Below are 22,589 nucleotides of genomic sequence, written 5' to 3' on the forward strand. Positions count from 1 at the left end.
GGAAGGTGCGAATAAGCAGGTCATTTCTTCCCAAGCTGACTCGCTGATTAAAATTTCGCGGATCTGGGCCGATTTTTTTCCCGCAAACACATCGAATCAGCCTATTTAGGCTATTTTTTCCACCATTTCTGGCGTTATTTCCGGTTTTTACTGAGATCTCTCCCACTGACGTATCATTTGGTCCACCCGAAACAGGTTGGCCAGGGTGAATAACATCGCCAGTTGGTTATCGTTTTTCAGCAGCCCCTTGTATCTGGCTTTCACGAAGCCGAACTGCCGCTTGATGATGCGAAACGGGTGCTCCACCCTGGCACGGATGCTGGCTTTCATGTATTCGATGTTGATGGCCGTTTTGTTCTTGCGCGGATGCTGCTTCAAGGTTTTTACCTTGCCGGGACGCTCGGCGATCAGCCAGTCCACATCCACCTCGGCCAGCTCCTCGCGCTGTGGCGCTCCTTGGTAGCCGGCATCGGCTGAGACAAATTGCTCCTCTCCATGAAGCAGATTACCCAGCTGATTGAGGTCATGCTCGTTGGCCGCGGTGGTGACTAGGCTGTGGGTCAGGCCACTCTTGGCATCGACACCAATGTGGGCCTTCATGCCAAAGTGCCACTGATTGCCTTTCTTGGTCTGATGCATCTCCGGATCGCGTTGCTGCTCTTTGTTCTTGGTAGAGCTGGGTGCCTCAATGATGGTGGCATCCACCAAAGTGCCTTGGGTCATCATGACGCCTGCTTCGGCCAGCCAGCGATTGATGGTCTTGAACAATTGACGGGCCAGTTGATGCTGCTCGAGCAGGTGGCGGAAATTCATGATGGTGGTGCGATCCGGCAGGGCGCTATCCAGGGATAATCGGGCAAACAGGCGCATGGAGGCGATTTCGTACAGGGCATCTTCCATGGCACCGTCGCTCAGGTTGTACCAATGCTGCATGCAGTGAATACGCAGCATGGTCTCCAGCGGATAGGGCCGTCGGCCATTGCCCGCCTTGGGATAAAACGGCTCGATGACAGCGGTCATATTCTGCCATGGCAGAATCTGCTCCATGCGGGAGAGGAAAATCTCTTTTCGGGTCTGACGGCGCTTAGTGCTGAATTCACTATCGGCGAAGGTGAGTTGATGGCTCATGATGTCCCTCTGGGATGCGCTCCGGATGAATATGATGATCTCATATCAGGAACTTGTTCGCACCTTCCTTAATCGAGGATGAGATATTTCTCAATAAAAATTAGGCAGAGATACCCTGTCTAATTTTGTAGAAAATTCAGATGGGCGCGGATGTATCTTAAGAATTGCTGATCGTTTTTCACATGCAGCTTTTTCATTATGCCGCGGCGGGTCGCTTTGGCCTGAAGATCGCTTATTGAGAGTAGGTGAGCCGTTTCGGCTAAGGTATATCCGCTGGCGAGAAACATTAAGAACTTGCGTTCGTCGACAGAAAAGTTGCGGGTAGTGCAGTAATGGCAGATAGTTGCAGGCACGTTGTTGCGCAGCGCACGTTTTTGCAGGATGGGGACTAATTTTTTAGTCATTTCCTCAACGTCATCTTCCCGATAGATCAGCGGCAACATGTACAGGCAGGGCCGGAACATCAGCTTATCTTTATCGTTTCTGTTGCAGATGACAACCCGGTGTTGGCGGCGGGTATGGATCGGAATCTGATAGCAATCGGCGCTGAGCCAATCTTCATCCAGGGAGATAAACGCGATGTCAGCGCGATCGATATTCTCGACAGGTAAAAAGCAGATCTCCTGATGCCACTGATTTGCCAGATGGGAGATGATGATTTTCAGTCCATGTTCGAAGTGACTGTTTTCTTCCTTGATGGCGATACTTAACATTAAAGAGTTCCTGAACCACTGGAGGGGTAAGGGAATGTTAAGCAAAATCATAAATATTCTAAATACATGTATCCTTAAATCTGGCGTTTCGTGGGCTGAGTTGTTACCAGGTGATTTCCTGGATACCCTTGAACAAGCAGAAAAAATCAACATTCGTACACTTCGCCAGCAACTGAAATAAAAGGCATTGACTCAGCAGGCGCTGACCGTATAATTCACGCGTTTCATCTGCATGAAGTAATCACTTCGCAATGCGCCCTTAGCTCAGTTGGATAGAGCAACGGCCTTCTAAGCCGTAGGTCGTAGGTTCGAATCCTACAGGGCGTACCATTCAAAGTTAGTCCCTATGCTCAGCTTCAACGCACCGTTACGAGTGGGACGGTTTTTCTGCTTCCAGCCAATGTTCTACCTCATAAAGACTTTGTTGGATCTCCTCTCTGAGTGAAAAATCACCCAACGGCTGCTGTTCAAGTGCTGCACACATCGTGCTGGCTGAGCGCATTCCCATGCTGGCGCAGCTGCTTTTGAGCTGATGTGCCAGACGTTTTATCTGCTCGCGCTCATTTAAATCTCGCGCCGTGTCAATTTCATCTAATAAAGGAAGGGTGTGTTGCTTAAAGAGCGCTAACCATTCGTGCACCTTTTGCCATCCCATGACCTGGATATCCCCAGCCAATTGCTGAAAATCTAACCGTTTGTTGTCATTGTCTGATGCAAGCGGGAGAGACTCGTTGGCGTGCAGATAATGCGTAATAAGTCGACTGAGTTCATCCCGGGGAACCGGTTTTTGAATAATGCCGAGAAACAGGGTACTGGTTCTTTGGTTTAGCGTTTCGTCGATGACGTGTGCGCTAAAGCCGATCAGGTTAAGTGCCGGATAGTCGTGGGCTAACTGCTGTGCCAGCGTGATCCCGTCGATATCAGGAAGATCGAAATCAACCAGAGCAGCATTAAAGCTGGCATCTTCCCGCAACAGGCTTAACGCCTCCTCGGCACAGTCGACAGCGGTGACCTGTGCGCCATTGAGAGTGAGCATTTCTGTGCTGATGCGCTGCGTAAGAGGATTATCCTCGATAAGCAATAAGCGTAAGCCCTGTAACGATATGGAGCGTTGTGCGGGTTTAATGACGGGCATCGTGGTTGCCCGCAATGGCAGACGCAGCTGGAAACAACTCCCGACGCCGGGTGTGCTGGTGACGCTTAGCTCTCCCTGCATTGCCTTGGCGAGACTGGCGCTGATGGTGAGTCCGAGTCCGGTTCCACCGCGTTTACCGCTTACCTGAACGAACGGCTGAAAAATATCGTGCTGACGGGCAGGGTCAATTCCGCATCCCGTATCCTCAACCTCAACATACCAGTCCTGATCTTCACGCCGACTACGCAGGATAATGTGTCCTCGATCGGTAAAGCGTAGTGCGTTGTTTAATAAGTTAGTAATGATTTGCCGGATGCGGCGCGGATCGCCACGTAGGGAAGCGGGAACGTTATCGGCAAAATCCGCAACCAGCACAACCGGACGACCGGCAACGCGGCTGTTCATGAGTTGAAGCGTACTTTCCAGCAAGGGTTTGGGTTCAAAAGGCTCATCGCCTATCGCCACATTTTTTCCACCGGCTTCGATGGCGGAATAGTCGAGGATATCGTTGAGGATGGTCAGCAGAGACTCGCCCGAGTCGGTGATTGCGCGTAGATTTTCCCGATGCTGTGTCAGAGCGGGATTGTCTGAGAGCAACTGCGCAGTGCCGAGGATACCATACAACGGAGTGCGTATTTCATGACTCATAGCGGCAAGAAACGCCGATTTCGCCTGGTTAGCTTTTTCAGCTTCTGCACGGGCCTGCCGGTGTTCAGATACCATAGAATGCAGCTCGGCGGTGCGAGCTTTAACCTGTGCGGCCAGATGTTTGCGATGGTTATTGAGGGCGTGAACGCTACTGCGAAAGGCATCCATCAACCGCCCGATGGTATCCAGCTCGCAAACGCCTGCGGTTTCCGGAAATGGGGAGTCAATATCCCCCTCAAGTAGACGCTGCAACGCCTGGGTTTGCTGTGCCAGTGGGCGTGTGACTGAGCGATAAACCACACGCCAAAGTATAAGAATCAGCAAACATAATGACACGCCACCTAACAGCAGCAGCAAGTGTTGCCCGCGCTGGCTGGCCTGTTTGAGATGCGCCAGTCCGCTTTGATTGCGTTGGCCGATGATTTCCACCAACTGGCTGACTTCGCTACTGAAACGGGTAAATTGTTCGATATTATTCTGCGATAAGATCTGCAATTGGGTCGTGATGTCATTATCCTGGCGATACAGGGACAGCAGCTCAATATAACGGCTAATCGTATTGACGGTGTCGGCCACCTGAGTGCGCACCACTGGATCTTCAATACGTATTTGTCGGCGGTGAAGCACTCTGACGGCGGCATTCAACTGGCTTTCCAGCGCAGCCAGGTTATTCTGCGCCTGGTTATTCCCCAGATTCATCACCATTTGCTGCACGCGTAGCGCGCTCAGGCGCAGCTCATTCATCTGGTTATAATATTCCAGATCGATATCGATGAGCCTGTCCAACGCGTGTTCAGCCGCTTGCCCCTGATGACTCTCAATTAAATCATAAATGCTTGCCTGCGTGGCGCCCGCCGAGGTAGCTGCATTGCTGGCCTGGCCGCGCGCCATTTCGGCAACGTCAGCGGTGGCCTCAATAATTTTCTGGCTAAGTTGTTGCTGTTGAGCGCGTAATCTCAGGCGTTCGCCAACCATCTCCCCCTGATGGCTTAACGACTGGGCGATCTCTTTTTCCTGTTGTTCAATGGCCGAGGTATCAAAGCCCTGTTCACGAAGAGTTTTGAGTAATGTGGTTATTTTCAGACTCTGGGCGGTTAGCATTCTCCCCTGAGCCAGCCACATATTTTCATTGTCTGCGGTGGTTAGATTTTGTGCTGAAAACAGTTCCCAGGCACTGGCCTCGCTGAGCTGGCGTGCCATATCCATGGTTGGAATTAGCGCCTGGGTATTGGCCTGCTCAACCTGGCTGACAAAACGCAGGTTATACCAGCCTGTCAGCGTACTGATAAGAGTCAGTGCCGCCATCAGCGCAAAGCCTATCCACAGTCGTTTGGTCAGAGATAAATTCACTGTCTGGTCGCCACAGATTAAAAAGGTTGAGTCCAAAAGAGGAAAGCAACTAGGATAAAGCCTTATCAATGTTGAGGCTATCATGCGCGTATTGGTTTTCCTGCTTATCACACTTTTTCCCGGCTTAAGTCACGCGGCCGGGGCCGCACTGCTGCGCTGGCAGGATACGCAGCAGGCAGTACCGGAATCGCACGTGGCCGTGACCGCAAGCCGAGTGTGGAAACTGTGCGCGTTGTATCCCAGTCTGAAAGATTCCTATTGGCTCTCCGTGAATTACGGCATGCTTGAGGCGGCAAAAAAATATGGAGTAAGCCTGAAGGTGTTTGAGGCGGGAGGGTATCGTCAGTTCACCACGCAAAAAACACAAATCGCCCAGTGCCAGCAGTGGGGAGCGGATGCCATTTTATTGGGCAGCAGCACAACGACTTTTCCGGATTTGCAGGCGCAGGTTGGTACGTTGCCGGTCATTGAGGTAGTGAATGCGATACACGATCCGACGGTGAAAGCCCGGGTTGGAGTTCCATGGTTCCAGATGGGTTACCAGCCAGGTCGCTATCTGGTTAAGTGGAGCGCGGGAAAACCGTTAAAGGTCTTATTATTGCCCGGACCTGATGACGCCGGAGGCAGCCGCGAAATGGTGGCAGGATTCCGTCAGGCGATTGCCGGCAGTCAGGTGCACATCGTGGATGTGGCGTTGGGGGACAATGATATTGAGGTTCAGCGCAACCTGTTACAAGAGATGCTGGAACGTCACCCGGATGTCGACGTGGTTGCCGGTACAGCAATTGCTGCGGAGGCAGCGATGGGAGAGAAGCGGAATCAGGGGACGCCGTTAACCGTGGTCTCTTTTTATCTTTCGCATCAGGTGTATCGCGGGCTTAAACGCGAAAGAATCATTATGGCCGCCAGCGATCAAATGGTCTGGCAAGGTGAACTGGCGATTCAACAGGCCATCAGAGTATTACAAGGGCAACCGGTGGCGGAAAATATCAGTCCACCGATCCTGGTGCTCACCCCGAAAAATGCCGACAGCCAGCATGTTCAGCGCTCGCTGTCACCCGGCGGGTTCCGTCCGGTTTATCTGTATCAGTACACGTCGGCCGCTAAAAAATAACCTTCGCCGTGCTGCGTCACCAGTAAATCAGCCCGTAGCTTATGGCGCAAACGGCGGATCAATACATCCACGGTGCGTAAGTCTGGATTGTCTACCCGTCGTGCCGAAAGCATACGCAGTAAACGTTCGCGGCTGAGAATTTCCCCTGGGTTGGTAACAAAAGCGACCAGCATTTCATACTCGGCACGGGTGAGTTTGATCGCCTCATCGCCCAGTTCCAGGGTATGACGGGAAATGTTCAGACAATATCCGGCAAACTGATAGCAGTTGTCTTTGGTCTCCGGTTGTGCCTGGCGGGCAAGGTCGATACGCCAGAGCAAATTTTTCACCCGCACTACCAGTTCACGTAGCTCCAGCGGCTTGGTGACATAATCATCGGCCCCCATTTCCAGGCCAACGATACGGTCAATTTGATCGCTGCGACCCGTCACCAGAATGATCCCCACCGTCGAGCGTTCACGTAGAGCGCGGGTCAGCATTAAGCCATTTTCGTCCGGGAGATTGATATCCAACAGAATAAGATCGACAGGATGTTGTGACATGATTTCACGTAGGCCTGTAGCGCTGGCGGTGACCGAGACGTGGTAACCCTCCTGTTCAAAGTATGCCTGTAACCTCGCCTGGGTGACGGGTTCATCCTCAACAATGACAATGTGATGCGACATCCTGATGGCGTGCTCTTTCTGTTCATATCTGTTCACATTGTGCCGTAAGTCATTCATCCTGACCAGTGTTGCTGTTCACATTTGAGAAATAAGATCCTCTGTAACTAAACCATAAGATTACAGGGGCTATTATGCGGAAACTATGGAGGGCGCTGCTCAGACCGAGCGCACGTTGGTCAGTGTTGGCGCTGGTCGTTATCGGGATTGTGGTCGGTATTGCGCTGATCGTCTTACCGCACGTTGGTATTAAATTAACCAGTTCTACCGAGTTTTGCGTGAGCTGCCACAGTATGCAGCCGGTTTACGAAGAATATAAACAGTCTGCGCATTTTCAGAATGCCTCCGGGGTACGCGCAGAATGTCATGACTGCCACATTCCATCCGATATTCCAGGCATGGTGAAACGTAAGCTGGAGGCCAGCAACGATATTTACCAAACCTTTGTTGCCCACTCTATTGATACTCCAGAGAAATTCGAAGCCAAACGCGCTGAGCTGGCGGAGCGCGAATGGGCGCGAATGAAGGAGAACAACTCCGCGACCTGTCGTTCTTGTCATGACTATGATGCGATGGACCACGCTAAACAACATCCTGAAGCTGCTCGCCAGATGAAGATTGCGGCCAAGGACAACCAATCCTGTATCGACTGCCATAAAGGTATTGCGCATCAGCTTCCCGATATGAGTAGCGGTTTCCGTAAGCAGTTTGATCAGTTACGCGCCAATGCAAACGACGATGGCGAGACGCTCTACTCTCTGGACATCAAACCTATTTATGCCGCCAAAGGTGATAAAGAACCTGCAGGATCACTGCTACCCGCTTCTGAAGTGAAAGTGTTAAAGCGTGACGGTGACTGGCTGCAAATTGAAATTGTGGGCTGGACCGAGAGTAATGGGCGTCAGCGCGTGTTGGCGCAATTGCCGGGCAAGCGCATTTTTGTGGCTTCCATTCGTGGCGACATCCAGCAGCACGTGAAGACGCTGGAGCAAACCACCGTTGCGGAAACGAATACGCCATGGAGTAAATTGCAGGCCACCGCCTGGATGCAGAAGGGCGATATGGTCAACGACATCAAACCTATCTGGGCTTATGCCGACTCGCTCTACAACGGAACCTGTAACCAATGCCACGGCGCGCCAGAGAAAGAACACTTTGATGCTAACGGTTGGATTGGCACGTTGAACGGCATGATTGGCTTTACCAGTCTGGATAAACGTGAAGAACGTACCTTACTGAAATATTTGCAGATGAATGCCTCTGACACTACGGATAAGCCGCATGGCGATAAGGGAGAAAGCAATGAAAAATAACGATCTCTTTCAGGCATCTCGCCGACGTTTTCTAATGCAGTTGGGGGGCTTGACCGTAGCTGGTATGTTAGGGCCTTCGCTGCTCACGCCGCGTAGCGCCAACGCCGCAGAAGTCCAGGGCACTGGCGTCAAAGAGGGGATTCTGACCGGTTCTCACTGGGGGGCTATCCGTGCCACCGTGGTTGATGGTCGTTTTATTGAGGCCAAACCGTTTGAGCATGATAAATACCCGTCAAAAATGATCGCCGGACTCCCGGATCACGTACACGGTGGAGCGCGTATTCGCTACCCGATGGTCCGCGTGGACTGGTTGCGTAAGCGCCATCAGAGCGATACCACTCAGCGCGGAGATAACCGCTTTGTACGCGTTTCGTGGGATGAAGCGCTGGACTTCTTCTACCAGGAGCTGGAACGCATTCAGAAGACCTATGGTCCGAGCGCGCTGCTGACTGCCAGCGGCTGGCAATCGACCGGGATGTTCCACAATGCTTCCGGGATGCTGGCACGTGCCATTGCGCTGCATGGCAACAGCGTGAGTACCGGGGGAGACTATTCCACCGGCGCCGCTCAGGTCATTCTGCCGCGCGTTGTAGGGTCAATGGAGGTATATGAGCAGCAGACCTCCTGGCCGCTGGTACTAGAAAACAGCAAAACCATTGTGCTGTGGGGTTCCGATCTCATCAAAAACCAGCAGGCGAACTGGTGGTGTCCGGATCATGATGTCTACGAATACTACGAGCAACTGAAGGATAAAGTGGCGCGGGGTGAGATTTCGGTCATCAGCGTTGACCCGGTCGTCACCTCAACGCATGACTATCTGGGCCGCGACAAGGTTAAGCACATCGCCGTGAACCCGCAGGCTGATGTGCCGCTACAGCTGGCGTTGGCACACACGCTGTATACCGAGAAGCTCTACGATAAGCATTTCCTCGATAACTACTGCGTTGGGTTTGAGCAATTTCTGCCTTATCTGCTGGGCGAAAGTGACGGACAGCCTAAAGATGCCCAGTGGGCGGAAAAAATCTGCGGAATTGATGCAGATACGATTCGTGAACTGGCGCGGCAGATGGCGGGCGGCAGAACGCAAATTATTGCCGGCTGGTGCGTGCAGCGTATGCAGCATGGGGAACAGTGGGCGTGGATGATCGTGGTGCTGGCCTCGATGCTCGGACAAATCGGTTTACCCGGCGGCGGCTTTGGCTTTGGCTGGCATTACAACGGTGCGGGCACCCCGGGGCGTAAAGGGATTATCCTGAGCGGTTTTTCTGGCTCCACCACCGTGCCTCCTGTGCATGACAGTACCGATTATAAGGGCTACAGCAGTACTATTCCGATCGCGCGTTTTATCGATGCGATTCTGGAGCCGGGCAAAAACATTAACTGGAACGGCAAAACCGTTAAGTTACCGCCGTTGAAGATGTGTGTTTTTGCCGGGACCAACCCTTTCCATCGTCACCAGCAGATTAATCGCATTATTGAGGGATGGCGTAAGCTGGAAACCGTCATCGCCATCGATAATCAGTGGACGTCGACCTGTCGATTCGCCGACATCGTATTACCGGCGACGACCCAGTTTGAACGTAACGATCTTGACCAATATGGCAACCACTCCAACCGCGGAATTATCGCCATGAAGCAGTTGGTGCAGCCGCAGTTTGAAGCGCGTAATGATTTCGATATTTTCCGCGATCTTTGCCGCCGCTTTAACCGTGAAGAAGCGTTCACTGAAGGGCTGGATGAGATGGGCTGGTTGAAGCGCATCTGGCAGGAAGGAAGCCAGCAAGGGAAGGGACGCGGCGTTCATCTTCCGGCCTTCGACGTTTTCTGGAATCAGCAAGAGTACGTTGAATTCGAACATCCGCAGATGTTTGTTCGTCATCAGGCCTTCCGTGAAGATCCCGACCTTGAACCGCTGGGCACGCCGAGCGGTTTGATCGAGATATATTCGAAAACCATTGCCGATATGCAATATGACGATTGCCAGGGGCATCCGATGTGGTTTGAGAAAATCGAACGCTCACACGGAGGACCCGGATCGCAGCGTTGGCCGCTACATTTGCAATCCGTGCACCCGGATTTCCGTCTGCATTCACAGCTCTGCGAGTCCGAAGCGCTGCGTAAGCATTATGCGGTAAGTGGCAAAGAGCCGGTGTTTATCAACCCGCAGGATGCCAACGCCAGGGGCATTCGCAACGGCGATATAGTTCGTGTATTTAACGCGCGTGGACAAGTGCTGGCCGGGGCGGTTGTCTCCGATCTCTACTCGCCGGGCGTGGCGCGCATCCATGAAGGTGCCTGGTACGATCCTGATAACGGTGGAGAAATCGGAGCGCTGTGTAAATACGGCAATCCGAACGTGTTAACGATAGATATCGGCACGTCTCAGCTGGCGCAGGCGACCAGCGCCCATACTACGCTGGTGGAAATTGAGAAGTATACCGGCAAGGTGGATAACGTGACGGCGTTCAGTGGCCCGATAAAAATGGTGGCGCAGTGTGAATATGTCCCGGCTGAGCAGGTGACGTCATGACGAAACACTTTTCCCTGACAACAGAACAAATGGCCTGCGTGTACGCCTGGCTGGCGCAGTTGTTTTCCCGGGAGCGTGACGATGAAAGCCTGGCGCTTTTACAGTCCAGCGAAATGGCTGAGTGGTTCGCGGTGCTCAAAGGTGAGCCGCTGCTTGAGGCGCAGGTCCTTTTGCTGGAGGAAAAAATTGCTGCGCTGAAGGCGCGTGAAGACGCTACTCTGGAACTGGCAGCTGATTTTTGCAGCCTGTTCCTGATGTCGGATAAACACGCGGCGTTACCCTATGCGTCGGCTCATCTTGAAGGAGGGCCAAACTATGGGGTCATTAAACAACTATTATCTGATGCGGGCATGCAGGTAAGCGATACGTTTAGCGAGTCAGCCGATCATCTGGCGATTTTTATCGAACTGCTGAGCCATCTGCATTTTTCCCTGGCAGAGGCAGGACCGCGTCATCAGCAGGTTGATGCGTTGCGCAGAGAAACGCTGGCAGGGCTGTTACGCTGGTTACCGGAGTTCACCACTAAATGCCGTCGGTATGATGACTTTGGTTTCTATGGTGCACTGAGCCAGCTGTTGCTGGCATTGGTCAGGCTGGATAATCAGCGCTGAGAGCAGCACATCCGGAGGTAATGAATCTGTTGCCTCCGTGGTATTGCTACGTTCACCTTATGTTTTTCACCTCTCTGAAACGATACTGCCTGTGAACGTGTTAAGGGTACTATCGCCGTACCCTTAACAATCCCGGCTCCCGGCGGGAAAATTGTTGCTGCGCAATACCCTCCGCTTATTCCTTCAGGCTACCGGGTCGGGCGCGAGGCAACATCCCTGTAAAACGCGCCCTGAACCCGCATCCCTGCGGGTTCTCCCGGCCTTACGGAAACACGTCGGCAATTTTCAGCCGGACCAGTCCACACCTGATCTCCTGTGCTTTTATTTGAAAATCGCTGAACAGCAAAACAGATTTAACTGGAAATCAGGGCGTTGAAGCGATGACCTCGTTATGGCTGTTCCACTCTCAGTTATTTCCATGGTCATTCATCTTCGTGAACTGAATGGCATTAGCACATTCGCTCCCGTTTTAATCCTCTCACCGTACAACCAGCACCGGACATTTCGCGTGGCGTACCACGGCTGCTGCCGTTGAACCCAGCAGATAAGTGCTAAAACCGGGTTTATGTGAGGCGATGACGATAAGCTCGGCGTCCACCGCCTCTGCCAACTTGAGGATCTGATCCTTCGGCGGGCCGTAAACGACATGAGTTTGACTCCTGCCTGCAGGAATATTGAACTGCTTAATAATCTCTTCGAGTTTTTCGCTGGCCTTGGCCTGCAGACCACTTCTGTCCGGGAATTCGGTAGAGTAGGCTAGCCCTAGCGAGGCATAGAACGGAACGGTAGGAATAACGGCTAAAAAGTGAACCTTCGCGGTTTTGGCATGCGCCTGAACCTGTGGAACAACATGGCGAGTTAAATCGGTTTCAGAGATATCGATGGGCACCAGAATTGAGCGATACATATTCACTACCTCCTGTTTGTTTACCTCTACTCTGAGTGTAGCGAAAGTTGTCTTTGTATAATAAGTGACCAGATCAAGGTTACGTGCATAAATGTGCGTCAATGAAATGTGTGTGTCGCATGTCTGGCCGTATATGTATATGTGAGCAAAACTGTAAGACAGGTATCTTCATTAATACGTGTAATCAAAAAACAGAAAAGGGTTCTTTTTTATGTGTTTTCATTATATATTTAATTATATAACGATTGTCACCAAAGGATTAATTTCAGCAGCTTTTAATCTTTATCAAACTTTTATTCTGATGTTTGTGTGATTAATAGTTAATCAAACTTTATGTTTGGTTTAAAATTCTAATTTTAAAAGAAATTTGATATTTACATTTCGTTCTCATTAATTATGCGAGCCCCTTCAAACTTACCCGTTGGCTGATTCTTATTTCTCTCTTCGCTTGATGAATATCAATAAGTAGCTGCTTTAGTATATTTATTGTCTACCTCTAAAAGGGTATTCGTCTGATGGAAATAAAAGATGAGAAAAATAAATAAAACTATCATATGGACGATGCTGCTGTGCATTGTTCTTGGTGCAGTTATTGTTTTGGCAGGGCAATGGACATTGCACAAAACCTCGAGCACGGAATTTTGTTTGTCGTGCCATACGATGCAGGCACCTTACGAGGAATATACCGGCTCGGTTCACTTCCAGAATCAGAAAGGCATTCGCGCAGAGTGCGCGGACTGTCATATCCCGGAGGGCGGGCTGGATTATCTGGTGGCTAAGCTGCGGGCCTCAAAAGATGTTTATCACCAGTTCATAACCAAAAAAATCGATACCCCGGAAAAATTTGAAGAACATCGTCTGGAGATGGCGCAAACCGTCTGGGCACAGCTCAAGGCGAGTGATTCTGCGACCTGCCGTAGCTGCCATAGTATGGACGCCATGGATCTTGCTGCACAAAGCGCGGATGCCCAGAAGATGCACAAAATGGGCATCGCGGAAAAGCAAACCTGTATTGATTGCCATAAAGGCGTCGCCCATTTCCCACCTGAAATAAAAATGGATGACAGTGCGCTTAAAGGGCTTGAAGCGCAGTCAGCCTCTACTCCAGCCTCGGCAACTGAGCTTTATGCCGTAAGCAATACCGCGCTTGGCGATCTGGGAACCGTTTACCCGGCAACAAAAATGCAGGTTCTGAAAACAACGGACAACGCGCGACTGGTCGAGATTCGCGGTAGCCAGATGCAGGGAAGTGAACAGGTTATTTACTACGCAGCAGGGCAGCGTTTGATTCTTGCCAGCCTGAGTGAAAAAGGTCAGCAGTCGCTGAAGATCCTCTCCGACTGGAAAAAAGATGACTACGGCAATGCGTGGCGAGATGTCGTGCTGCAGGGCGAATGGAGCGGTTCCGCTCTCGCCAGCCGCGAACCCATGTGGGATTACGCACGCAAACTCGACAATGTGTACTGCGCGGGTTGTCATGCGCCAATTCCGGCGAATCATTTCACGCTCAACGCCTGGCCTTCTGTGGCAAAAGGGATGGGTGCTCGTACCAATATCAGTGAAAACGAACTGGATATCCTGAGCCGTTACTTCCAGTACAACGCGAAAGACATGAACAAATAAGCGATAAATCAGGAGAAATCATGAAACTCACAAGACGTGACTTTATCAAGACGGCTGGCGCGGCAACCGGGACAATGGCAATTTCTTCGGTGATCCCAATGCCGGCCTGGGCCGAAGGCCAGAATGGTGGGGCAATCCTGACGGCAGCACGTTGGGGTGCGGTATTCGTGGAAGTCAAAGACGGCAAAGTGGTTTCCTCAAAAGGTGCGTTGCCGAAAACGGTGCCGAACTCATTACAGCAAACCGCGCCGGATCAGGTTCATACCAATATCCGCGTTAAGTATCCGATGGTGCGCAAAAGCTATCTGGAAAACCCGGGTAAAGCGGATGGTAAACGTGGTAACGATCCTTTCGTGCGCGTGAGTTGGGAACAAGCGCTGAAGCTCATTCACGAGCAGCATAGCCGGATCCGTAGCAGCTATGGCCCGTCCTCAATATTTGCCGGTTCCTATGGCTGGCGCTCCAGCGGTGTTCTGCATAAGGCGCAAACCCTACTGCAACGCTATATGAGCATGGCCGGTGGCTACGCCGGTCATACCGGAGATTATTCAACCGGGGCAGCGCAGGTGATCATGCCTTACGTTGTGGGATCGGTCGAAGTCTATGAGCAGCAAACCACCTGGCCGATGGTGCTAGAGCACAGTCAGGTCGTGGTGCTGTGGGGGATGAACCCGCTCAATACCCTCAAAATTGCCTGGAGCAGCACGGATGAACAGGGGATTGAATACTTTAATCTGCTGAAAAAATCAGGGAAAAGCGTCATCGCCATCGATCCGATGCGTTCTGAAACCATCGAGTTCTTTGGTGATAATGCGACCTGGATTGCGCCACATATGGGGACCGATGTGGCGATGATGTTAGGGATCGCCCACACGCTGGTGAAGAAAAATCTTCACGACAAAGCCTTCCTGGAAAAATACACCACCGGATATCCGCAGTTTGAAGAGTACTTGCTCGGCAAGAGCGACAAAATTGAGAAAACCGCCGAGTGGGCATCTGGCGTGTGTGGCGTGCCTGCTGAGCAACTGGAAAAGCTGGCGGAAATTTTCTCCAGCAACAAAACCATGCTCATGGCAGGCTGGGGGATTCAGCGTCAGCAATACGGTGAGCAAAAACACTGGATGTTGGTGACTCTGGCGGCGATGCTGGGGCAAATTGGTACCGAAGGCGGTGGTTTCGGGTTCTCTTATCACTATTCTAACGGCGGTAACCCAACACGCACCGGTGGGGTATTGCCAGCAATATCCGCCAAAATTGAGGGGGGATCATCTGCGGGCAACGACTGGGCGGTTTCTGATGCGGTGACCAGCCTGCCGGTAGCGCGAATTGTCGAGGCGCTGGAAAACCCAGGCGGCAAATATCAGCATAACGGTAAAGAGCAAACCTTCCCGGATATCAAAATGATCTGGTGGGCGGGTGGCGCTAACTTTACCCATCATCAGGATACCAACCGCTTAATCAAAGCCTGGCAGAAGCCTGAACTGGTTGTCATCTCTGAGTGTTACTGGACCGCAGCGGCCAAACACGCCGATATTGTTCTGCCAATCACCACCTCGTTTGAGCGTAACGATCTGACCATGACCGGTGATTACAGTAACCAGCATCTGGTGCCTATGAAGCAGGTCATCGCGCCGCAGTTTGAAGCGCGTAGTGATTTTGACGTATTTGCCGATCTGGCTGAGATGCTCAAGCCGGGTGGTAAGGCGGTCTACACCGAAGGCAAAGACGAAATGGCGTGGCTGAAGCAGTTCTATGACGTTGCGCAAAAAGCCGCCCGCGCCCAGCGCGTCGCCATGCCTCAGTTCAACGCGTTCTGGCAGCAGAATAAACTGATCGAAATGCGTGAGAATGAAAAGAATAACAAATATGTGCGCTACGCGGATTTCCGCAGCGATCCGGTCATGAATGCGCTGGGAACGCCGAGCGGCAAGATAGAAATCTACTCGAAAACGATTGAAGGCTATCAGTATAAAGACTGTCCGCCGCATGCGTCCTGGATTGAACCGGATGAATGGAAAGGAACTGCGGATAAAGATCAGCTGCAGCTACTGACGGCGCACCCGGCACATCGTCTGCATAGCCAGCTGAACTACGCGTCGCTGCGTAAAGAATACGCGATTGCCAATCGTGAACCGGTGACGATTCATCCGGATGACGCGAAAGCCAGAGGGATTGTCGAGGGCGATCTGGTTCGTGTATGGAATGCTCGCGGACAGGTTCTGGTGGGGGCGCACGTCAGCGACGGTATCAAACCGGGAATCATCTGTATCCATGAAGGCGCATGGCCGGATATTGAAAACGGTATCTGTAAAAATGGCGGCGCGAACGTGCTGACGGCGGATATCCCAACCTCACGGCTGGCGAATGGCTGTGCGGGGAATACCAGCCTGGTATATGCAGAAAAATTCACCGGTGAAGCGCCAAAACTCACCGTCTTTGATGAGCCAGCAATTGTCACCATGTAATGATGATGGCTGATAAACGGGGGCCGTAAGGCTCCCGTTTTTTATTACTGTTTGGGCAACGTTTTACTGTTGTTACTCAGCCAGCTCAATCACATCTCCCGTTGCCGGTGCGTCAGTTCCCGGAAGCCACAATCGCCCCCACGAACCGGTACAATGACAGCCGAGCAGTTTTTCGGGTTGCTGTTGCTTAATAAATAGTCGGGTCCGCCATAGCTTAGCGGGGGAGGCAGCACGTAAATGAAACCCACCGACCAGGGCATAAATTTGGTTAACCCCTGTGATTTTCTGGCAATGGCGTACGATGTTCTCTATTCCCCGATGCCCGCAACCAGTAATGATGACTAACCCGCGTTCAGATTTATAGACCAACACGCCTTCGTCACTGATGTAATCTGGTTGGAGCGTTTTTTCGCTAATCACACCATAGGATTGTGGCGTGGGGACGCTAATTTCCCCGGACCACAAAAAGCGATCGCTGATAGCCAGCGGCTCGCGGGTGTATTCCATGATGAATCGAGAGTAGTTGTTATCACGCGAGAGTTTTTTAATTTTTCGTGGTGTTCCCGCAACCGTAACTGAGGCGTATCGTTCACAGGCTATTTGGGGATGGCAAATGATACGGCTGTTATCCGCAAGCCACGGCACGCCGCCGCAGTGATCGTAATGGCCGTGCGACAGCACCACGGCGGTTAAGTGCGTCAGGTCCACGCCCATTTGTGCAGCGTTATGCATGAAGCTGCCATCCGGCCCGGTATCAAACAATATTGTGGTCGTCTCATCCTGAACTAACAGACTTAATCCAGGCTTTGCCAGTAATGTTTTTCCAGCGCCAGCAGCACGTCGGTTTTCAAGCAGCACCGTGAGGGTCAAAGCCATGTCTGACTCCAGTATTAAAACGGCATACTGTAATGCATGGCTTTTGAGGGTGCTGTGATCGCAGCGCTCTTTAGCGGTATCTGTTATTCACGCACAATTTTGCCAGCGTTTCCTGCATCGCTGTCATTCCAGCTACCGCGACCATTTGTTTTAATGGTGTAAGTGGCATAACCGACGCGGAAGGTCATCGTATCCTTATAGGTATTTACGTCACGCACTTCCTTACCGTTGACGTAAACGCCGGAATCTTCGACGTGAATATCAACGCTGCGTTGACCATTGGCAAATTTGGCCACGTAATTTCCGCTGAATTTGCCATCAATACCCGCATTATCGTGGTTATCCCGGCCTGTGGTATTTTGCTGCTCTTCACCATGGCGATGATGACGATTTTGCTGGCTGTTATCGCTCTCGATAAAGCCATGATCGTGGTTCCACTGATAGGATTTGTTCACATCACAACCATTGAGTTCGCTCATTTGCGTACAACCTGAACGTTCATACTTTTTCTGCATTGCCGGGGTAATTGCACATGCCGTTGTGGCCGTTGTCAGGCCAAGGACCAGGAGGGTCAGCAGACGTTTATTCATTTTTCACTCACTATCATCATTAAGTTTATTTATAGGAATACGAACTTTTTGGCTGTCATTTTTACGACGACGGCAGTCTCCCATTAAATATTAACGACGCATACCAGGGGAAATCCTAATTTATAATTAGGGTGAGGTGATAAATGTTGTGATACGCAACATAATGAGTAGTTGATTTACGATTTTTATACAATCTGAATGGAGGGTTAAAAGGTTTTTACTTTTTAATAGAAGATTTAATGAATTATTAATATTGACATTAACGATGAGCAAGGATGCAGGCTGGTATATAAACAGGCCTGCATGGGGAGAGTAGTCCACAATATTCAAACTTAGCGTATTTATGGATATTGTCGTCAATACAGTTCGTCTTTACCCTTGAGTGGAGATCTGTGCGCGGTGCTGCTCGGCCTGTATCTCATGAGCAAATGAATGGCCGTTATTTAATGATTGGTGAACAACCATTGCTTTTTCATGTTCATTCATTTGTGAAAATGATTGCGCATTGGTTGGTGTTGACGATGAATTATTTGCCTGCGAGGCATGTGCCTGCGCCATTTGTTGATGTGCAGAGGCATCACTGTTATTCATCATTTCATGAGCCATTGCGGCCTGTTGATGCACTTTAGGTGTTTCTGCCGCATTAACGCCAGCTGAAATAAAAAACGCGATAGCTAAAAAAGAGGACATCTTATTCATCATATTTCTCCTGTTTGGGTTTACGGAAGAAAGTATAATTAATGGGGACTGTCAGTGGCGTGACAGGATTATGACGGTTGTGTCAGAGAATAGGTGATGACAGGTATAAGCGTCATCACCATAAATTACATCGCGTGCTTGGGAAGCGTCAGAATAAAGCGAGTGACATAAGGATCGGAAGTTACCGAGACTTTTCCGTGATGGGCAATCACAATCGATTTCACAATCGCCAGACCAATACCGCTGCCTTCGCCTTTACGCTGCCGTGAAGGGTCCACTCGATAAAAGCGGTCAAAGAGTCGCGGAAGATGTTGCGGGGGAATGGGGGTTCCGGGATTCTCAACGACTATTTGGACCAGGTCATCCGCCTCTTTCACCCGCACGGTTACCGACTCACCTTTTGGCGTATAGCGCATGGCATTTGACAGCAGGTTACTCATTGCCCGGCGTAACATTAATGGGTCGCCTGAAACCCAGCATGCGTGTCCTTCAAACCGTAAACCAACCTCACGCTCCTCTGCCCAGGCTTCGAAAAAGTCGAACACTTTACCGACCTCATCAGCCAGATTGAGCGCTTTTTTTTCTGGGATCAGCTGATTGTTATCTGCCTGCGCCAGAAACAGCATATCACTCACCATTTTCGACATACGGCCAAACTCTTCGAGATTGGAATACAGCACATCTTCCAGTTCTTTTTGGCTGCGGGTCTGGCTGAGCGCAATTTCCGTTTGGGTGACGAGGTTAGTTATTGGCGTGCGGATCTCATGGGCAATATCCGCCGAGAAGTTCGACTGACGTTTAAATACGTCCTCGATGCGTTCGAGCATGTGATTAAACGAACTAACCAGTTGTTCCAGTTCAATAGGCACAGCCTGCGGATCGAGACGGACATCGAGATCTTTCGAGGTGATATTTTGGATGCGACGACTAACATTACGGATCGGTTCATGGCCTTTGTATACGGCGAACAGCACGATAAAAACAATCATGATGCTAATCAACGAAGCCGTCATAATTAACTTGTTTTTCAGATCGTTAATATAGTGCAGGTGAAAATCGATCGATAACGCCAGATACAGCGTATATGCTGGTTTTCCATCGGCAAGCTTTCCTACTGGCAGACGAATCATTCGCCAGTTAGACGATGTTTTCTGTCCGTGGATATGTCTGGAGGTTTGCAGTGTAGGGCCTGAGATAATAAAAACGTCGCTGGCATGAGCATTTTTATCCGGCCTTGCGCTGGCGATAAATTGCCGAAGATCCGGCGCATTGGGCGAATGAAAAATGGCCTTCTGGTTGCTATCTACCAGAGAAATAATGACGTTCGAGTAACCCGCCACCACATTTTTTAGCGTTTCCAGTCGGCGTGATTCTGGCTCGTTAGGCTGGTTAATAATCCGCTCCAGCGTGGTGCTAATCTCTTGTAAATCATTGATGTCCTGCTCGGCGAAGTGGACTTTCACGGAGTGGATCATTATCCATGCAAAGGCGAAAAATGAAGCAATTGTCGCCAGGCTGATAAAAAAGGTTAGTCGTGTCGCCAGTGAAAAAGGGCGCCGCCATCGTTTACTGGCCATCAGGAACCTCAAGCATATATCCCACGCCGCGTACGGTCTGAATCAGTTTCGGCTCATAATCGTTATCAATTTTGGCGCGCAGACGTTTAACGGCGACGTCGATGGCATTAGTATCGCTGTCAAAATTCATATCCCAGACCTGGGAGGCGATCAGCGAGCGGGGTAAAACTTCCCCCTGATGGCGCAGGAAAAACTCAAGCAGCGTAAACTCTTTGCTGGTCAGAGTGATGCGCGTACCGCTGCGGGTAACTTTTCTGCTGACCAGATCGACCATTAAATCCGCGACCTGAAACTGGCTTTCGACAATCACCGCCGCGCCTCGACGCAACAGCGTTCTGACCCGTGCCAGCAGTTCGGCGAAGGCAAACGGTTTAACCAGGTAATCATCAGCACCCAATTCCAGACCTTTAACCCGATGTTCAATGGTACCCAGTGCGGTGAGGAGAAGAATGGGCATTCCTTTGTTGGCGGAACGCAGCATCCGCACGATATCCCAGCCGTTTACATCCGGCAGCATGATGTCGAGTATGAGCAGGTCGTAATCGCCGGTCATCGCCAGGTGATACCCGTTCAGGCCGTTATCCGCTAAATCCACGACAAAACCCGCTTCCGTCAGGCCTTTTGTCAGGTATTCACCGGTTTTTTTCTCATCTTCGACTATCAAAACCTTCATCGCATTCTCCTTCTCGCACTGGTGTGCGGACTTTCAATTCTAGGGAAGCGGGATCGGATAGCAATCGGTTATTGGGAAAATGACAGTTTTGTCATTTTCCTGTCACCGGTTAAACAGAGTCACTTGGTTAAAGTACAGCACTATAAATTCCTACACATTTTAGAGACATCAGTCCGGTCAGGACGAGAAGAACTATGAGCAAATTTAAGCTTCTTACTCTCAGCGCTATATTCGTGCTCGCCGGTTGTTCATTGGCGCCGGACTATCAGCGCCCGGCTTTGCCGGTGCCGCAGCAATTTTCTTTAAGCCAGAATGCCCTGGTATCGGCTCAAGGTGAATATCAGGACACGGGCTGGCGGACCTTCTTCGTTGACTCCCAGGTAAAGGCGCTGATTGGCGAGGCGTTGGTTAATAACCGCGATTTACGTATGGCTGTGCTAAAAGTTCAGGAAGCGAGAGCGCAATATGGCGTCACGGACGCTGACCGCTACCCGCAACTCACGGCTGGCTCCAGTGGTACTTACAGCGGTAAATTAAAAGGTGATAGCAGCACCGATCGTGAATTCGAAGCTGGACTCAATCTTAGTTTCGACCTGGATTTCTTTGGGCGGCTAAAAAATATGAGTGAAGCTGAGCGACAGAATTTCTTTGCCAGCGAAGAAGCGCGTCGGGCGGTGCACATCTCATTAATCTCCAACGTGTCGCAAAGTTATTTTAATCAGCGTCTGGCTTACGCGCAGTTGCAAGTTGCTGAAGAAACGCTGCAAAACTACCAGCGCTCTTACGCTTTTGTAGAGAAGCAACTGGTAACCGGTAGCACCAACGTACTGGCGTTGGAACAAGCGCGCGGAGTGATCGAAAGTACGCGTAGCGAAATTGCCAAGCGTAAAGGTGATCTGGCGCAGGCCAATAACGCGCTGCAGCTGTTGCTGGGTACATACGGGAAATTACCTGATGACCACGCGCGCAGCCGTGGGGATATTAAACCGGTAACGCTGCCGCCATCGCTCTCGTCGCAAATACTGTTGCAGCGCCCGGATATTATGGAAGCTGAGCACGGATTATTGGCGGCAAATGCCAATATCGGTGCTGCGCGAGCGGCATTTTTTCCGTCTATAACGTTGACCAGTTCCGTGTCCAGTAGCAGCAGCGATCTTTCCAGTTTATTTAATGCCGCCAGCGGCATGTGGAATTTTGTCCCCAAAATAGATATTCCAATATTCAACGCTGGACGTAATCAGTCCAATCTCGACCTGGCAGAAATTCGCCAGCAACAGTCGGTAGTGAATTACGAACAAAAAATTCAGAACGCGTTTAAAGAAGTGGCGGATGCACTGGTGTTGCGCCAAAGCATTGCCGATCAAATTAGCGGGCAGCAGCGTTATCTGGATTCATTGCAAATCACACTACAACGCGCCAGAGCGCTTTATCAGAATGGTGCAGTTAGCTATATCGAAGTATTAGACGCAGAACGTTCTTTATTCGCTACGCGGCAATCGCTGCTCGATCTTAATTACGCCCAACAGGTTAATGAAATTAAGCTGTTTGCTGCCTTAGGCGGCGGTTGGGTGGAGTAATCCTTAATATTAACCTTTCAGGAGCATCAATTATGAATACTACCGCCAAAGCTGTGCTGTTTAGTCTTTTCTCTATGATCATGTTTAACGCTCAGGCCAATGAGCATCAGCATGGTGAGATGATGAATATGCAGCCAGCGGCTCAACAGGAACAACTCATTAGCGCTACCGGGGTGATTGAAGCTGTTGATATGGAAAGTAAAAAGATTACGATCAAGCATGATCCTATTCCTGCGGTGAACTGGCCAGCCATGACGATGCGTTTTACACTGGTTGCCGATACGAAGGCTGATGATATTAAGCCAGGCGATAAGGTCGCGTTTACGTTTGTTCAGCAGGGAAATCTCTCTGTATTACGCGATATTCACATCAGTAAATAACGTTCTCATTGGTCTCTT

General features: G+C 50.8%; 18 protein-coding genes and 1 tRNA gene. 9 read left to right on the top strand and 10 right to left on the bottom strand.

All coding sequences use genetic code 11. The features are described 5' to 3' along the window. Positions 1–147: 147 nt before the first annotated feature. Both OGV71_RS21080 and fimW read right to left on the bottom strand, forming a co-directional pair. On the bottom strand, positions 148–1,128 hold the full coding sequence (locus OGV71_RS21080) for an IS5-like element ISKpn26 family transposase (RefSeq protein ID WP_000019445.1): 981 nt from the start codon (positions 1,126–1,128) through the stop codon (positions 148–150). A 119-nt stretch (positions 1,129–1,247) separates the two neighbouring features. Then, positions 1,248–1,841 (bottom strand): fimbria biosynthesis transcriptional regulator FimW, encoded by a 594-nt coding sequence (gene fimW / locus OGV71_RS21085; protein ID WP_003021906.1) that lies wholly within the window; start codon positions 1,839–1,841, stop codon positions 1,248–1,250. Between the two features lie 253 nt (positions 1,842–2,094). On the opposite strand from fimW, the gene OGV71_RS21090 reads away from it, so the two are divergent. Continuing rightward, positions 2,095–2,171, top strand: a tRNA-Arg gene (locus OGV71_RS21090). Between the two features lie 37 nt (positions 2,172–2,208). Here OGV71_RS21090 and torS read toward each other — a convergent pair. After that, positions 2,209–4,974, bottom strand: a complete 2,766-nt coding sequence (gene torS, locus OGV71_RS21095) for a TMAO reductase system sensor histidine kinase/response regulator TorS (protein WP_204583940.1) — start codon at positions 4,972–4,974, stop codon at positions 2,209–2,211. An 82-nt stretch (positions 4,975–5,056) separates the two neighbouring features. Here torS and torT point away from each other — a divergent pair, with 82 nt between their 5' ends. Then, positions 5,057–6,088 (top strand): TMAO reductase system periplasmic protein TorT, encoded by a 1,032-nt coding sequence (gene torT / locus OGV71_RS21100; protein WP_257651673.1) that lies wholly within the window; start codon positions 5,057–5,059, stop codon positions 6,086–6,088. On the opposite strand, the gene torR is transcribed toward torT, so the two are convergent. After that, the gene (gene torR, locus OGV71_RS21105; RefSeq protein WP_204583938.1) at positions 6,061–6,753 is read right to left on the bottom strand and encodes a two-component system response regulator TorR; all 693 of its coding nucleotides are present in this window, start codon (positions 6,751–6,753) and stop codon (positions 6,061–6,063) included. The genes torT and torR overlap by 28 nt on opposite strands. A gap of 131 nt (positions 6,754–6,884) precedes the next feature. On the opposite strand from torR, the gene torC reads away from it, so the two are divergent. The 3 genes from torC to torD are packed head-to-tail and all read left to right on the top strand — an operon-like array spanning position 6,885 to position 11,204. Then, complete coding sequence (torC, locus tag OGV71_RS21110; RefSeq protein WP_003021915.1) at positions 6,885–8,063, top strand: pentaheme c-type cytochrome TorC; 1,179 nt, start codon at positions 6,885–6,887, stop codon at positions 8,061–8,063. Further along, positions 8,053–10,593 carry a trimethylamine-N-oxide reductase TorA gene (torA, locus tag OGV71_RS21115; protein ID WP_204583936.1) on the top strand — a complete coding sequence of 847 codons (2,541 nt, stop codon included), beginning with the start codon at positions 8,053–8,055 and terminating at the stop codon, positions 10,591–10,593. Before torC ends, torA begins: the two co-directional genes overlap by 11 nt. Continuing rightward, a complete protein-coding gene (gene torD / locus OGV71_RS21120) occupies positions 10,590–11,204 on the top strand; it encodes a molecular chaperone TorD (RefSeq protein WP_003021920.1) in 615 nt (204 codons plus the stop codon). The genes torA and torD overlap by 4 nt, the downstream gene beginning before the upstream one ends. Positions 11,205–11,682: 478 nt before the next feature. Here the strand turns inward: torD and uspF are convergent, their stop codons facing one another. Beyond that, entirely contained in the window at positions 11,683–12,111 is a 429-nt protein-coding gene (gene uspF, locus OGV71_RS21125; protein WP_003021923.1) for a universal stress protein UspF, read from the bottom strand. Between the two features lie 528 nt (positions 12,112–12,639). Between uspF and OGV71_RS21130 the strand changes: the two genes are divergently transcribed. Continuing rightward, the gene (locus OGV71_RS21130; RefSeq protein WP_003835730.1) at positions 12,640–13,734 is read left to right on the top strand and encodes a NapC/NirT family cytochrome c; all 1,095 of its coding nucleotides are present in this window, start codon (positions 12,640–12,642) and stop codon (positions 13,732–13,734) included. A 20-nt stretch (positions 13,735–13,754) separates the two neighbouring features. Continuing rightward, positions 13,755–16,199, top strand: a complete 2,445-nt coding sequence (locus OGV71_RS21135; RefSeq protein WP_106875514.1) for a trimethylamine-N-oxide reductase 2 — start codon at positions 13,755–13,757, stop codon at positions 16,197–16,199. Between the two features lie 72 nt (positions 16,200–16,271). Here the strand turns inward: OGV71_RS21135 and OGV71_RS21140 are convergent, their stop codons facing one another. The 5 genes from OGV71_RS21140 to cusR all read right to left on the bottom strand — a co-directional run bounded on the left by OGV71_RS21140 (position 16,272) and on the right by cusR (position 20,614). Further along, positions 16,272–17,075, bottom strand: coding sequence for an MBL fold metallo-hydrolase (locus OGV71_RS21140; RefSeq protein ID WP_204583934.1), 804 nt, complete (start codon positions 17,073–17,075; stop codon positions 16,272–16,274). An 83-nt stretch (positions 17,076–17,158) separates the two neighbouring features. Continuing rightward, on the bottom strand, positions 17,159–17,665 hold the full coding sequence (locus OGV71_RS21145; protein WP_057101255.1) for a hypothetical protein: 507 nt from the start codon (positions 17,663–17,665) through the stop codon (positions 17,159–17,161). Between the two features lie 372 nt (positions 17,666–18,037). After that, complete coding sequence (locus tag OGV71_RS21150; protein ID WP_204584327.1) at positions 18,038–18,364, bottom strand: PcoE/SilE family metal-binding protein; 327 nt, start codon at positions 18,362–18,364, stop codon at positions 18,038–18,040. Positions 18,365–18,489: 125 nt separating this feature from the next. After that, positions 18,490–19,941, bottom strand: a complete 1,452-nt coding sequence (locus OGV71_RS21155) for a Cu(+)/Ag(+) sensor histidine kinase (RefSeq protein WP_057101257.1) — start codon at positions 19,939–19,941, stop codon at positions 18,490–18,492. Beyond that, entirely contained in the window at positions 19,931–20,614 is a 684-nt protein-coding gene (gene cusR / locus OGV71_RS21160; protein ID WP_003021940.1) for a copper response regulator transcription factor CusR, read from the bottom strand. Before cusR ends, OGV71_RS21155 begins: the two co-directional genes overlap by 11 nt. Before the next feature lie 194 nt (positions 20,615–20,808). Here cusR and OGV71_RS21165 point away from each other — a divergent pair, with 194 nt between their 5' ends. Next, entirely contained in the window at positions 20,809–22,191 is a 1,383-nt protein-coding gene (locus tag OGV71_RS21165) for an efflux transporter outer membrane subunit (protein WP_071667416.1), read from the top strand. A 32-nt stretch (positions 22,192–22,223) separates the two neighbouring features. After that, positions 22,224–22,571 carry a cation efflux system protein CusF gene (cusF, locus tag OGV71_RS21170; RefSeq protein ID WP_016149747.1) on the top strand — a complete coding sequence of 116 codons (348 nt, stop codon included), beginning with the start codon at positions 22,224–22,226 and terminating at the stop codon, positions 22,569–22,571. Positions 22,572–22,589 lie beyond the last annotated feature (18 nt).

This window comes from Citrobacter sp. Cf088 (assembly GCF_030334295.1).
Classification (GTDB): Bacteria; Pseudomonadota; Gammaproteobacteria; order Enterobacterales; family Enterobacteriaceae; genus Citrobacter; species Citrobacter freundii.